Here is a 13,241-nt window from a genome sequence, read left to right as displayed (position 1 = left end):
GCCGGCGGTCGCCACGTGGGTCGTCGCCGTGTGGGTCGTCGCCACGTGGGCGGTCGCCATGTAGGTCGTCGCCATGTGGGTCCTCGCCATGTGGGTCCTCGCTACGTGGGCCGTCTCCACGTGGGCCGTCTCCACGTGGGCCGTCTTCGCGCCGACCGTCTTCGCGCCGACCGTCTTCGCGTCGGCCGTCTCCGCGTCGGTCGGCCGGATGGTCCGACGACCGTTCCGGACAGTCCGCCGTCTCCCGGCAGAGGTTGCCCTCGACCTTGGCGAGCAGCCGGGCCAGCTCCGCGCGCTCGGTGTCGTCGAGCCCCGCGAGTGTGTGCTCCTCCAGCTCCGTCCAGGCGCCCTCGACCTCGGAGCGCAGTGCGCAGCTGTCGCCGGTGGCCGTGACCAGTACGGCGCGCCGGTCCTGGGGGTCGGCGGAGCGCCGTACGTATCCCGCCTGGTCGAGCCGCTGGAGCATCTTGGTGACCGTCGAGGGGTCGAGATCCATCGACTTGATCAGCTCGGACTGCCGTACCGCGTCCGCGTCCCACAGCAGCATCATCAGAAACTCCTGGCCCGGGTAGAGACCCGTGCGCCGCAGCAGTTTCCCCGCGGCGATGCGGTGCAGCCGGGCGACCCGGGAGAGGGCATGACTGACCGGGCCGCCGCTCGCGGCGCCGGGCGGTGCGACGGGACAGACGGGGCCGTCAGGGGCCGGAGGCGCGTCCGAGGTCATATCACCGAGTTTAAGCCCTGTCCGGAACCTTGCTTGGTCGACCAACTATCTACCCGGGAATGGACTAGGGTGACTCACGGTTCATTACTTGGCCGACCACATAATGTGTCGGCCGTATGTCGCGTTGCCCTTGTTCGACCTGCCCCCTCTCCACGACCGCTATGGGAGCCCCCATGACCACCGCCTTCGACCCGATCGACCTGTCCGGTACGCAGCTCACGAACCGCATCGCCATGGCCCCGATGACCCGCAGCCGCGCCTTCGGCCCCGGTAACTCGCCCACCGACTCGACCGTGGAGTACTACGCGCAGCGGGCGTCGGCGGGTCTGATCATCACGGAGGGCACCCAGCCCTCGGTGGTCGGTCAGGGCTACCCCGACACCCCCGGTCTGCACAGCACGGAGCAGATCGTGGCCTGGCGCAAGGTTACCGACGCCGTACACGCCAAGGGCGGCAAGATCTTCGCGCAGATCATGCACGCCGGCCGGATCGGCCACCCGGTCCTGTTGCCGGAGGGCCTGGTCCCGGTCAGCGCCTCCGCCGTCGCCGCGCCGGGGCAGCTCTTCACGCACGACGGCCCCAAGGACTTCATCGCCCCGCGTGAGCTGACCTCCGACGAAGTACGGGAGACGATCGCGGACTTCGCCGCGGCGGCCCGCAACGCGATCGAGGCCGGCTTCGACGGGGTCGAACTGCACGGCGCCAACGGCTATCTGATCCATCAGTTCCTGGCCCCCAACTCCAATCTGCGCACCGACGAGTGGGGCGGCTCCGGCGAGGCCCGTATCCGCTTCGCGGTCGAGGTGACCCGCGCGGTCGCGGCGGAGATCGGGGCCGAGCGGACCGCGATCCGGATCTCGCCCGGCAACCCCTACAACGGGGTGTCGGAGCCCGACCCGGAGCCCGTGTACACCGCGCTGGTCAAGCAGTTGGAGCCGATTGGCCTCGCCTATCTGCACCTGATCGAGAACAACCGTGAACTGACGGTCGCGCTGCGCAAGTTGTTCTCGGGGACGCTCGTCCTCAACGTGGCGACCGAGGGCTTCACCGGCGCCGACGAACTGGTGCTGATCGAGGACGGCACCGCGGATCTGCTCTCCTTCGGGGCGCTCTTCCTCGCCAACCCCGACCTGCCGGCCCGGCTCAAGGCAGGCGGCCCGTACAACACCCCCGACCCGGCGTCCTTCTTCGGCGGCGACGACAAGGGCTACATCGACTACCCGGCCCTGGAGAACTGACCCGGACCGGCCGATGACAAGGGGCGCGGGGGGGGGGGGGGGCCCCCCGCCCCCCCCCCCCCCCCCCGGGGGGGGGGCCCAGGGCCCCCCGGGGGGTGGGCGCGGCCCCCCAAAAGTCCGCCCCCGCCCCCCCGCCCCCCCCCCCCCCCCCCCCCCCCCCGGGGGCGGGGGGGGGGGGGGCCCGCCCCCCCCCCCCCCCCCCCCGCCCCCGCGCGCGTTCCAGCTGTATCAGCGCACCGGGGTGAAGTCCCTGGCACCGATGAAGTCCGGCCGCGGCACCGGCGCCGCGAACGGCTCCTCCGCCGCGTTCTCCACGCTGTTGAACACGATGAAGACATTGCTGCGCGGGTACGGCGTGATGTTGTCGCCCGAGCCGTGCATGCAGTTGCAGTCGAACCAGGTCGCGGAACCGGCCTTGCCGGTGAAGAGCCTGATCCCGTGCTGGTCGGCCAGGGCCGTCAGCGCCTCGTGCGAGGGCGTGCCGGCGTCCTGCATCTTCAGCGACTGCTTGTAGTTGTCCTGCGGGGTCTCCCCGGCGCAGCCCAGGAAGGACTTGTGCGACCCGGGCATGATCATCAGGCCGCCGTTGGTGTCGAAGTTCTCGGTCAGCGCGATGGAGACCGATACGGTCCGCATGTTCGGCAGACCGTCCTCCGCGTGCCAGGTCTCGAAGTCCGAGTGCCAGTAGAAGCCCGAGGCGCCGAAGCCCGGCTTGACGTTGATCCGGGACTGGTGCACATAGACCTCGGAGCCGAGGATCTGCCGCGCGCGGCCCACCACCCGCTCGTCGCGTACGAGCCGGGCGAAGATCTCGCTGATGCGGTGGATCTCGAAGACGGACCGTACGTCCTGGGACTTGGGCTCGATGATCGAGCGCTCGTCCGCCCGTACCGCCGGGTCGGTGATCAGCCGCTCCAGCTCGGCACGGTAGAGCGCCACCTCGTCCGGGCCGATCAGCTGCTCGATCGAGAGGAAGCCGTCCTGCTCGAAGCGTCCGAGATCGGCCGGCGCGATCGGTCCCGGCGTGTCGGGTGCGGACCAGACGACGGGGTCCTGCCGCGGGGTGATCACCTCGCCGAGGCCGCGCGTGGGGTACAGATCGGTCCGTACGGGGATGGTGGTCATGCTCAGCCCTCCTCTGTCAGCAGCGGGTAGACACCGTCCTCGTCGTGGTCCTCCCGCCCGGTGACCGGTGGATTGAAGACACAGACGCAGCGGAAGTCGGTCTTCGGACGGAGCGTGTGGTGCTCGTGCCCGTTCAGCAGATACATCGTGCCGGGGGCGATCCAGTGCGTCTCACCGGTCTCGTCGTTGGTGAGCTCGGCCTCGCCCTCGACGCAGAGCACGGCCTCGATGTGGTTGGCGTACCACATCGAGGTCTCCGTACCGGCGTACAGGATGGTTTCGTGGAGGGAGAAGCCGACCTTCTCCTTGGCGAGCACGATGCGCTTGCTCTCCCAGGTGCCCGAGGCCGACTTCACATGGCGGTCGGTGTTCTCGATGTCCTTGAACGATCGGACGATCACGGTGCCTTGACGCCTTTCTCTTCTGCGGTTGCTCTCTGTGCGCTTTCGTGTGTGATGCGCTGAATGTCGCGTGTTGAGCGATGTGTACTGAATGGTGTGTGTTGAATGGTGCGCTCCGAGTGTCGGCCGCCGGGCGCTGGATGTGTACGGCGCCGCGCGCGGATCAGGCGGTTTCGCGTACGGCGCGCTCCACCGTGCGCAGACCCTCGTCCAGCTCCTCCGCGGTGATGGTGAGCGGCGGCAGCAGCTTGACCACCTCGCTCTGCGGGCCCGAGGTCTCCAGCAGCAGCCCCAGCTCGAAGGCACGGGCGCACACGGCGGATCCGCGGCCCTTGTCCTCGAACTCCAGGCCCCAGACCAGACCGCGGCCCCGGACGTCCGGGACGTCGCCGCTGCTCTCGGCGCGGATCGCCAGCAGCGCCTGTTCCACCTGCTCACCGCGGGCGATGGTCTGCTTCTCCATCTGGCCGTCGGCCCAGTACGTGGTGAGCGCGGCGGCGGCGGTGACGAACGCCGGGTTGTTGCCCCGGAAGGTGCCGTTGTGCTCGCCCGGCTCCCAGATGTCCAGCTCCGGGGTGAACAGGCACAGCGACATGGGGAGCCCATACCCGCTGATGGACTTCGAAAGCGTGACGATGTCCGGTGTGATGCCCGCCTCCTCGAACGAGAAGAAGGCGCCGGTACGGCCACAGCCCATCTGGATGTCGTCGACGATCAGCAGCATGTCCTGGCGGTGGCAGAGATCGGCCAGCGCCCGCAGCCACTCGGGCCTGGCGACATTGATGCCGCCCTCGCCCTGGATGGTCTCGACGATGACGGCGGCGGGCTTGTTCAGCCCGGAGCCCTGGTCCTCCAGCAGTCGTTCGAACCAGAGGAAGTCGGGGGTCCGGCCGTCCAGGTAGTTGTCGAACGGCATCGGGGTGCCGTGCACCAGCGGGATACCGGCCCCGGCGCGCTTGAACGCGTTGCCGGTCACGGCGAGCGAGCCCAGCGACATGCCGTGGAAGGCGTTGGTGAAGGAGACGATCGACTCGCGGCCCTTCACCTTGCGGGCGAGCTTGAGGGCGGACTCGACGGCGTTCGTGCCCGTGGGCCCGGGGAACATGACCTTGTACGGCAGATCGCGCGGCCGCAGCACCACGTTCTGGAAGGACTCCAGGAAGGCGCGTTTCGCGGTCGTCGCCATGTCGAGGCCGTGCGTGATGCCGTCACGCTCGATGTAGTCGATCAGCGCGCGTTTCAGCACCGGGTTGTTGTGGCCGTAGTTGAGTGAGCCGGCGCCGGCGAAGAAGTCGAGGTAGCCATGACCGTCCTCGTCGGTGAGGCGGGCACCCTGCGCGCGGTCGAACACGGCGGGCCAGCCGCGGCAGTAGCTGCGCACCTCGGATTCGAGGGTCTCGAAAACGCTCAGTGCGGGCGGGGTGATAGTCACGGGGGTCTCCTGCCGATGGGGGTGTGCGGGTGGAGGGGAGAGAGCGGGCGTGTGCTCGGGGCTCGGGGCTCGGGGCCGGACGCTCGTGGGTGGCGTGTGCCGCGTACGTGACATACGGGGCATACGCGGCGTGACCTGGCTCAGCTCGGTTCGGCGCGGTGTGGCGCGTATGGCACGCGTGGCGAGGCGCGGGCGTACCCGGGCGTGGCGGCGCGGGAGCCCTCGGCGGGCTCCCGCACGGGCCGGCTCAGGGCGAGAGCGGTCCGATGCGGTAGAGCACCTCCGGCTGGTGCACCCCGTCGGGGAACAGCCCGCCGTCGAAGAGGACCTCGCGCTTGAGCGTCGCGCCGTGACGTGCGGCGTACGCGGTGAACAGCCGGTCCGAGGCGGTGTTGTCGGGGGTCACGGTCGTCTCGACGGCCGTGATGCCCCGCTCCTGGGCGACCCGGGCGGTCAGCTCGTCGAGCAGGGTGCCGGCGAGACCGCGGCCGCGGTGGTTCGCGTCGACGGCCACCTGCCAGACGACCAGCGCCTCGGGGCGCTCCGGCCGTACGTACCCCGTGACGAAGGCGATCGGGGATCCCTCCTCGTCACGGGCGACGAGGGAGGTGGCGGCGAAGTCACGACACCAGAGCAAGTAGCTGTACGAGGAGTTGAGGTCCAGGACCTCGGAGTCGCGGGCGATGCGCCAGATCGCGGCTCCGTCCTCCACTCGTGGGGCGTCGGTCCTGAAGGATCGGGGGAATTCGCTTCGGGCGCCTGCAAGGTCTGCTTGTGCGGCGGTCATACGGATTGAATTTACCGAGCAAATTCAAAAGATGCATCTTGGCGGGGGGTTGGGTGGGACGCCGGGCTGTGTTATCGCGCGGGCATGTGGCACCGGGTGCGCTCACCAGAAATCGGGGTAAAATATAGCTATATGCTGGGTCAAGGCGGGCGGGTTTGTGGACTCGGTCACATGTCCGTAACGCTCGGGAGACCACCCGGAATCACTCCGGGAGTCCTGATGAAATCTTGGCGTTTAGGGCAGAGAAATGGGGGCAGACGAATACGGGAAGCTGCTCGCAATAAACTATCTTCCCGTATTCGCGAATTAATGCCCTCTTCAATTTATGGATACTGAAGCCACATATGATCCCGGGACCGGCGAGGTCATGGGGCGGGCTTGTCTAGGACGCGGCCCGGCGGCGCCACGCCTCGTCGGCCGCCCGCACCGCCGCCTCCGGGTCCACCGCGCCGCCGGAGCCGTCGAGCGCCGCGCCCAGCGCCAGCAGCGAGGACCGCACCACGTCCGGGGTCGCGTCGGCGCCGTAGTGGTTGACGCGGATCAGCTCCGCGGCGAGCGCCCCGCCGCCCGCGACCAGCGGCAGCGCCGGATCGGCGGCGAGCGCCTTCGCCACCACGCCGGCGGCGTCCACCCCGGCCGGGGTTCGCAGCGTCGTGGCCACGGGAGCGGCCTCGGCGGCCTCGTGGACGAAGGGCGCCAGACCGCCGCCCAGGGCCAGCGCGCCCGCGCGGGTTGCCGCGGCCGCCGAGGCGTGCCGGGCCATGACCGTCTCCGGGCCGGCCGCCTCGATGCGTTCCACACACGCCTCCAGCGCCAGCATCTCCAGCTGGGCGGGGGCGTGCGGCAGCGCCCGGCGGTCGCCGTCGATCCAGCGCTCCTTCCAGTCGAGGAGCGAGAGGTACGAGCGGCGGGGGGCCCGGGGATTGGCGGCGAACCGCTCCCAGGCGCGCTCGCTCACGGACACCGCCGAGACCCCGGCGGGGCCGCCCATCGCCTTCTGCGCGCCGATCACGCACAGATCCACTCCCCAGGCGTCGGTGAGCAGCGGCTCGGCGGCCACCGACGCCACGGCGTCCAGCATGAACAGCGCGCCATGGGCCCGTACCACCTCGCCGATCTCCGCGACCGGGTTGGTGTTGCCGGTCGCGGCCTCCGCGTGCACCAGCGAGACGAAGTCGATCTCGGGACGCGCGGCCAGCGTCCGTTCGACCGCCTCCGCGGTCACGGCCGTGTGGAACGGCACCTCCAGGTCCACGACCACCGCGCCGCAGTCGCGCAGCCAGTTCCCGAAGGTCTGACCGTACGGTCCCGTGACGACGTTCAGCGCGGTGGAACCGGGACCCGCGCCGCCGCGGATGCAGCCCTCCAGCGGCAGCAGGGCCTCGCCCTGCATGATCACGACATCGTTCTCGGTGGCGAGGAGCGAGGCCACGCGGCGCTCGATGGCGGCGAAGTGCGCGGCGGTCAGCGGGGGCAGGTCCAGCAACGGGTGTGTCACGGCGGTGCTCTCTTCGGTGGGTCGCTCGGGGTGAGGTGGTTCGGGCGGGTGGTTCGCACGGGGCGGTGCGGGTCGGTTCGGGGCGTCGGATACGGGGGTACGGGACCGGGTCGGACCGGTGTGCGGAACTCCCCGGTCGAGGGTACTCACGGCCTCGTACAGTGCTGCTCATGAGTGATCACACGGTGCTGCGGGTGAAGGGGCGGGTGCTCGTCGGTCCCGAGGAGGCCAGGGACGAGCTGTGGGTCGTGGGCGGCCGGATCACCTACGAGCGGCCGGTCGGCGCCCGCGACGTCCGTACGGTCGAGGGATGGGCGCTGCCCGGCCTGGTGGACGCCCACTGCCATGTCGGCCTGGACCACCACGGCGCGGTCGACGAGGTGACCAGCGAGAAGCAGGCGCTCGACGAGCGCGAGGCGGGCGCTCTGCTGCTCAGGGACGCCGGGTCGCCCGCGGACACCCGCTGGATCGACGACCGCGAGGATCTGCCGAAGATCATCAGGGCGGGCCGCCATATCGCCCGTACCCGCCGCTACATCCGCAACTACGCTTATGAGATCGAGCCGGAGGACCTGGTCGCGTATGTGGCCGGGGAGGCCCGGCGCGGCGATGGCTGGGTGAAGCTCGTCGGTGACTGGATCGACCGTGACGCGGGCGATCTGACCGCCTGCTGGCCGCGCGCCGAGGTCGAGGAGGCCATCGCGGAGGCGCACCGGCTCGGGGCCAGGGTCACCGCGCACTGCTTCGCCGAGACCGCCCTCCGCGATCTGGTCGAGGCGGGCATCGACTGTATCGAGCACGCGACCGGGCTCACCGAGGACACCGTCCCGCTCTTCGCGGAGCGTGGCGTGGCGATCGTCCCGACGCTGGTCAACATCGCCACGTTCCCGCGGCTCGCGGCGGGCGGGCAGGACAAGTTCCCGCGCTGGTCGGCGCATTTGAACCGGCTGTACGAGCGCCGCTACGACACCGTGCGCGCGGCGTACGACGCGGGCGTCCCGGTCTTCGTCGGCACGGACGCGGGCGGCGGTCTGGCCCACGGTCTGGTGGCGGGCGAGGTCGAGGAGCTGACGAAGGCGGGGATCCCGCCGCTGGACGCGCTCTCGGCGACCGCGTGGGGCGCGCGCGAGTGGCTGGGCCGCCCGTCGCTGGAGGAGGGCGCTCCGGGGGACCTCGTGGTGTACGGCGAGGATCCGCGCGCGGACGTACGGGTCCTGGCGGCGCCGCGGCGGATCGTCCTGAACGGGCGGATCGTCGGCTGACCGGGGCGCGATGACGACCGACCCGGGCCGGGCGGCGCTCGGTTGACAGTGGCGTGACGTGGGGCGGCCGGTGTCGTTGAACTTCCTTCCGCGCAGCCGGTCGGGGTGACGGGCGTACCGCGCGGCCCCTGACGCGCCGTCATCCGTGGGGTCCGAGGAACGCATGTGCCACAAGAATCGAATATGAACCCGGAAACCCCACTTTGGAGTGAACTCACCCCAGGTGTCTGCCGGTTCACTCTCCGTGCGTAAAGATTCCGGTGTCTCGGTCGCCACTGCCCCGTGTCCCCGTTGGGCGGGCCGGCGACACCAAATCTCTGTGGGGGTTCCACATCTTGAACAGCAACACCTTCCGCATGCCCGCACGCCGTGCCGCCGCCCTGACGGCCGCCGCCGCACTGACGGCGGGCCCCCTGCTCCTCGCCGCTCCGGCGGGGGCCACCGAGGGCACGGACGACGGGCGGGCGACCGCGGTCGTACTCAGGGCCGGCCTCGACGTGTCCCTGCTCAACAAGACCCTCGACGTGCCCCTGCGGGCGGCCCTGAACGAAGTGTCGGCGCCCGCGAGCGCGGACAAGACGACCCTGAGCGTCCAGTTGGACGGGGTCGACCAGGGCAGGGCCTTCACCGTGCTGCGCGCCGACGTGGCCACCGCGAGGGCGACGGCCGACGCGCACAAGGCGGAGGGATACAGCAACCTCGCCCACGCGAAGGTGCATGTGCCCGGACTGCCGCTGCTCCCGCTCATCGAGATCCAGGAGGTCACCTCCAAGGCGGTCTGCGCGGCCGGGAAGCGGCCGGTGGCGGAGTCGGAGCTGCTCGGCCAGGTGACCGTGCTCGGCAAGCGGGTCACGCTCTCCGCGGGCGGTCCCACCCGTGTCGAGGTCCCGGGTGTGGGTGTGGTGACGCTCGATCTGTCGAAGACGCACACCACGTCCCGTACGGCCGCGGCCGGCGCGCTCGAACTGCGGGTGTCGATCAACCCGCTGAAGGTGAATGTCGCCGAGGTCGAGGGCACCGTCACGCTCGCCGGGGCCACCTGCGAGTCGCCGAAGGCACCCGCGGCCACGGCGACGCCGGAACCGGAGAAGTCCGCGCCCGCGAAGGCCGATACGAAGCCGCAGACGGTGGCGGAGCCGGCCGAGGAGAACCTCGCGGAGACGGGCGGCAACTCCATGACGCCGTATCTGGCGGGCGGCGCGGTGGCGCTGGTCGGGGCGGGCGGCGGAGCGCTGCTGCTGGCGAGGGCCGCCCGCCGGCGCTGACCCCTCCTGCCCGCTGACGCCCTGTCAGGGCCGGTCCGGGGGCGGTCCGGGGGTCGGGAGCGGGAGGCGCTTTCGGCCCCCGGGCCTTCGGCGGGGGCATCGGCGGGACTTTCGCCACACGCCCTGGGGCGTGTCTTCAAAGTCCCGCCTGCCCGGCTCGGGCGGACGGCGCTACTTTGAAGACACGCCCTAGCCGAGCGCCCGGGTGGCGGCCCGTACCGGTCCCGTCAGGTTCAGGAGGTCGGTGCTGTCCGCCCACTGGTCCACGCCGCCCGTCAGCGGCCGTCCCCGTAGCCCCGGATCCGTGACCGTCGCCGTCAGCGCCCGCGCGAACCGGTCGGCGTGCAGCACCTGGAACGGCCGGTTGTGATAGCTCCGGCACGCCGGATCCACCGGTTCGGCGAGCCCGGACTCGTTCCGCAGCGCGGCCACCGTCTCGTACGCCTCGCACAGCCCGCGTTCCCGCTCCGGGTACTCCGTCGCCGCCAGCGCGCTCCGCAGCGACGGCAGCAGGCCGTCGGCCACGTCCAGTTGTCCGAACGCGCTGCCCAGCCATTTGCCGTACGGCGCGTACCGCCGCTCCGGGAGCAGACACAGCCGCATGAGATCGCGCACCAGCCGGCCCGCGACCACCGCCGAGCCGAGATCGTCCCCGACCTCCGCGCAGCGCCCGACGAAGGCCTCCTCCTGCGATCCGGGACAGCTCAAGACCGGGCAGGAAAGCGGCGTCGGCGGAGGTCATACGATCACCTCGACCGGCGTTGCCTCCCGGGGCCAGCGAATATCGAGGGCGCGACACAGCCGACAGCCGTCCGCTGACCGACCGCCGACCGCGTCACTCGTCCGCGTCAGCCGACCGCCGTCAGTGCCTGGTCCAGAGCCTGGAGGAATCGGTTCGTCGTCGCCCGGTCGCGGACCGCGAGCCGCAGCCAGTCGCGGTCGAGCCCCGGGAAGGTGTCGCCGCGCCGGGCGGCGAAGCCCAGCGTGCGGAGCCTGGCCCGCACCGCGTCCGCGCGCTTCACCCGTATCAGCACGAACGGGCCCGCCGCCGCCTCCACCGCCCGCACCTCGTCGAATTCCGCGAGCCCGGCCAGCAGATGCGCGCGCTCCACCGCGATCAGGCACGCCGCCCGCTCCGCCTCCGCCAGCGCGGCGGGGGTCATGCAGGCCTCCGCCGCCGCCAGCGCGGGTGTCGAGACCGGCCACAGCGGCTGTGCGCGCTCCAGCGCCGCGACCGTGCCCGGCTCGGCCAGTACGTAGCCGATCCGCAGGCCCGCGAGGCCCCAGGTCTTGGTGAGGCTGCGCAGCACGACGAGCCCCGGCACGTCCATACGCCCGGCCAGCGCGTCCGGCTCGCCGGGCACCGCGTCCATGAACGCCTCGTCCACCACCAGCGTCCGGCCGGGACGGGACAGCTTCGCTATCGCCTCGGCCGGGTGGAGCACGGACGTCGGGTTGGTCGGATTCCCGAGCACCACCAGATCCGCGTCGTCGGGCACGGCCTCCGGATCCAGCCGGAAACCGTTCTCCGCGCGCAGCAGTACCCGCCGCACCTCGTGTCCCGCGTCCCGCAGCGCCGCCTCCGGCTCGGTGAACTGCGGATGGACGACCACGGGCCGACGGGCCGGCAGCGCGCGGGCCAGCAGCACGAACGCCTCCGCCGCGCCCGCCGTCAGCAGCACCCGCTCGACCGGCAGTCCGTGTCGCGCCGCGACCGCCGCGCGGGCCGCCCGCCCGTCGGGGTAGGCGGCGAGCCCGGCCAGCGAGTCGGCGATGCGCACGCGCAGCCACTCCGGGGGAGTGCCCGTACGGACATTGACCGCGAGATCGATCAGCCCCGCGGCTCCGTCCCGTACTTCCGCGTCGCCGTGATGGCGCAGATCGTGGCTGTCAGCGCGCGTAGACATGGCAGCCACGGGGGTTGTCGCCGGATATGGCATCCGGCGTGTGCGACGGGGCCGACGACGGCCGGGGAAACGACAGACAGGGGAGCGACCGCGGTCCCCGCTGCCGGGACGTCACTCCCCGGCTGTTCTCGATGGCCTGGACGACACGGATCACCGGGCTCCTTTCCCTCTCTCCCGCCACCGGTGTCCCGGGGCGCCACCACACGGTCCGCGCTCTGTCGCGAGGCCGCTGCTTTCTTCCCGTTCTCTGCTTACCGTCAACCTGCTTACCGTCAGCGCTTTCCATCAACGGGTACCGCCAACGCCTACCGCCAACGCCTACCGCCAACGCCTACCGTCAACACCGACATCATTTCCGCCGGGACCGGTTCCACTCCGACTGGCTCCTATCCGCCACGGCACACGTGACCGACGCGGTGCCGGCACCGGCGCCCGACTTCCGTTTCGGTACGAGGAGTTCGCCCCCGCCCGCGAGCGCGGCGGCCTCCGCGACGGACGGTGTCCCCAGCGCCGCCAGCGGCGCCCCGGACGGATTCGGTACGGCGACTCCGGCCAGCAGCGCGGCCGGGTACCCCCTCAGGGGGACGCCGAGCCGGGCCGCGGCCCCGGCGATCCCCGCCTCGCCGGTCTTGCTCTCGACCGTGGCCAGCTCGACGAGGGCGCGCGGCGAGAGTTCGGCGTCCCGCAGCGTGGACTCGATCAGCCCGAGCACCTCCGCCACGGACACGCCGGAGCGCGCGCCGAGCCCCACGACGAGGTACTTTCGCGAAAGTCCCGGACGTTCCGGCTCGCGGCCCGGATGTGCGAAGTGGCCGTCCGATGGGCTATGCAAGGGCCCATGGCGGTGTTCGTCGCGCTCGGCGCGTTCCTCATGACGCTGTTCGGCGGCTGGACGGCGCAGCGCGTCACCGACCGCCGCCATCTCGTACTGGGCCTGGCCGGGGGCCTGATGCTCGGCGTGGTCGGACTGGATCTGCTGCCCGAGGCGGTGCACGCCGCGGACGGCGAGATCCTGGGGGTACCCCAGGCACTGCTGCTGTTCGTCGGCGGCTTTCTCGTAGCCCATCTGGTGGAACGATTGCTCGCCGTCCGCCGCGCTTCCCACGGCGGCGACCCGCACGGTTCCGGCCCCCGGGCCGGCGAGCGGGTGCCCCAGGTGGGCCTGACCGCGGCGGCGGCCATGGTGGGCCACAGCCTGATGGACGGCATCGCGCTCGGCGCGGCCTTCCAGGTCGGCGGCGGCATGGGCGTCGCCGTCGCCCTCGCCGTCATCGCCCATGACTTCGCCGACGGCTTCAACACGTACACGATCACCAGCCTGTACGGGAACGACCGGCGCAGGGCGATCACGATGCTGGTCGCGGACGCGATCGCACCGGTGGTCGGCGCCGCGTCCACCCTGCTGTTCACCCTCCCGGCCGAAGCGCTCGGCAGCTACCTCGGCTTCTTCAGCGGTGTCCTGCTCTATCTCGCCGCCGCCGAGATCCTGCCCGAGGCGCACCACGACCATCCGGCGCTCTCCACGCTGCTGTGCACGGTCCTCGGCGTGGGCTTCATCTGGGTGGTGGTCGGCGTCGCCGACTGACCCGCGGCGCGCGTTCC

The 13,241-nt window shown here is 71.4% G+C and carries 11 protein-coding genes and 2 pseudogenes; 4 read left to right on the top strand and 9 right to left on the bottom strand.

Annotated elements, in window-relative coordinates; all coding sequences use genetic code 11:
• Nucleotides 1–220: 220 nt before the first annotated feature.
• Nucleotides 221–724 (bottom strand): annotated as a pseudogene (locus ACIRQP_RS00365) (MarR family winged helix-turn-helix transcriptional regulator); the annotation flags it as partial.
• 173 nt (nt 725–897) lie between these two features.
• Here ACIRQP_RS00365 and ACIRQP_RS00360 point away from each other — a divergent pair.
• Nucleotides 898–1,962 carry an alkene reductase gene (locus ACIRQP_RS00360; protein ID WP_403881074.1) on the top strand — a complete coding sequence of 355 codons (1,065 nt, stop codon included), beginning with the start codon at nt 898–900 and terminating at the stop codon, nt 1,960–1,962.
• A 228-nt stretch (nt 1,963–2,190) separates the two neighbouring features.
• On the opposite strand, the gene thpD is transcribed toward ACIRQP_RS00360, so the two are convergent.
• The 5 genes from thpD to ACIRQP_RS00335 all read right to left on the bottom strand — a co-directional run bounded on the left by thpD (nt 2,191) and on the right by ACIRQP_RS00335 (nt 7,205).
• A complete protein-coding gene (thpD, locus tag ACIRQP_RS00355) occupies nt 2,191–3,087 on the bottom strand; it encodes an ectoine hydroxylase (RefSeq protein ID WP_403881071.1) in 897 nt (298 codons plus the stop codon).
• A 2-nt stretch (nt 3,088–3,089) separates the two neighbouring features.
• Entirely contained in the window at nt 3,090–3,488 is a 399-nt protein-coding gene (locus ACIRQP_RS00350; RefSeq protein ID WP_403881068.1) for an ectoine synthase, read from the bottom strand.
• Nucleotides 3,489–3,651: 163 nt separating this feature from the next.
• On the bottom strand, nt 3,652–4,920 hold the full coding sequence (ectB, locus tag ACIRQP_RS00345) for a diaminobutyrate--2-oxoglutarate transaminase (RefSeq protein WP_403881065.1): 1,269 nt from the start codon (nt 4,918–4,920) through the stop codon (nt 3,652–3,654).
• A gap of 247 nt (nt 4,921–5,167) precedes the next feature.
• Nucleotides 5,168–5,707 carry a diaminobutyrate acetyltransferase gene (gene ectA / locus ACIRQP_RS00340; RefSeq protein WP_403881063.1) on the bottom strand — a complete coding sequence of 180 codons (540 nt, stop codon included), beginning with the start codon at nt 5,705–5,707 and terminating at the stop codon, nt 5,168–5,170.
• A gap of 382 nt (nt 5,708–6,089) precedes the next feature.
• Nucleotides 6,090–7,205: a pyridoxal-phosphate-dependent aminotransferase family protein gene (locus tag ACIRQP_RS00335; RefSeq protein WP_403881060.1), complete on the bottom strand. Its 1,116-nt coding sequence runs from the start codon at nt 7,203–7,205 to the stop codon at nt 6,090–6,092.
• Between the two features lie 170 nt (nt 7,206–7,375).
• Here ACIRQP_RS00335 and ACIRQP_RS00330 point away from each other — a divergent pair, with 170 nt between their 5' ends.
• Both ACIRQP_RS00330 and ACIRQP_RS00325 read left to right on the top strand, forming a co-directional pair.
• Nucleotides 7,376–8,467 (top strand): amidohydrolase family protein, encoded by a 1,092-nt coding sequence (locus ACIRQP_RS00330; protein WP_403881057.1) that lies wholly within the window; start codon nt 7,376–7,378, stop codon nt 8,465–8,467.
• A 335-nt stretch (nt 8,468–8,802) separates the two neighbouring features.
• Entirely contained in the window at nt 8,803–9,732 is a 930-nt protein-coding gene (locus ACIRQP_RS00325) for an SCO1860 family LAETG-anchored protein (RefSeq protein WP_403881054.1), read from the top strand.
• A gap of 189 nt (nt 9,733–9,921) precedes the next feature.
• On the opposite strand, the pseudogene ACIRQP_RS00320 reads toward ACIRQP_RS00325, so the two are convergent.
• The 3 genes and pseudogenes from ACIRQP_RS00320 to ACIRQP_RS00310 form a co-directional block, all read right to left on the bottom strand.
• Nucleotides 9,922–10,425 (bottom strand): annotated as a pseudogene (locus ACIRQP_RS00320) (DUF4037 domain-containing protein); the annotation flags it as partial.
• A gap of 155 nt (nt 10,426–10,580) precedes the next feature.
• Nucleotides 10,581–11,639, bottom strand: coding sequence for an Rv2231c family pyridoxal phosphate-dependent protein CobC (gene cobC, locus ACIRQP_RS00315; protein ID WP_403881051.1), 1,059 nt, complete (start codon nt 11,637–11,639; stop codon nt 10,581–10,583).
• A gap of 349 nt (nt 11,640–11,988) precedes the next feature.
• Nucleotides 11,989–12,471, bottom strand: coding sequence for a cobalamin biosynthesis protein (locus ACIRQP_RS00310; RefSeq protein ID WP_403881048.1), 483 nt, complete (start codon nt 12,469–12,471; stop codon nt 11,989–11,991).
• A 6-nt stretch (nt 12,472–12,477) separates the two neighbouring features.
• On the opposite strand from ACIRQP_RS00310, the gene ACIRQP_RS00305 reads away from it, so the two are divergent.
• Nucleotides 12,478–13,224, top strand: coding sequence for a ZIP family metal transporter (locus ACIRQP_RS00305; RefSeq protein ID WP_403881045.1), 747 nt, complete (start codon nt 12,478–12,480; stop codon nt 13,222–13,224).
• The last annotated feature ends 17 nt before the right edge of the window (nt 13,225–13,241 follow it).

Origin of the sequence: Streptomyces sp. NPDC102274 (assembly GCF_044766385.1) — a bacterium.
GTDB lineage: Bacteria > Actinomycetota > Actinomycetes > Streptomycetales > Streptomycetaceae > Streptomyces.
The sequence above is the reverse complement of the archived record's forward strand: the minus strand, read 5'-3'. Positions and strand labels throughout refer to the sequence as shown.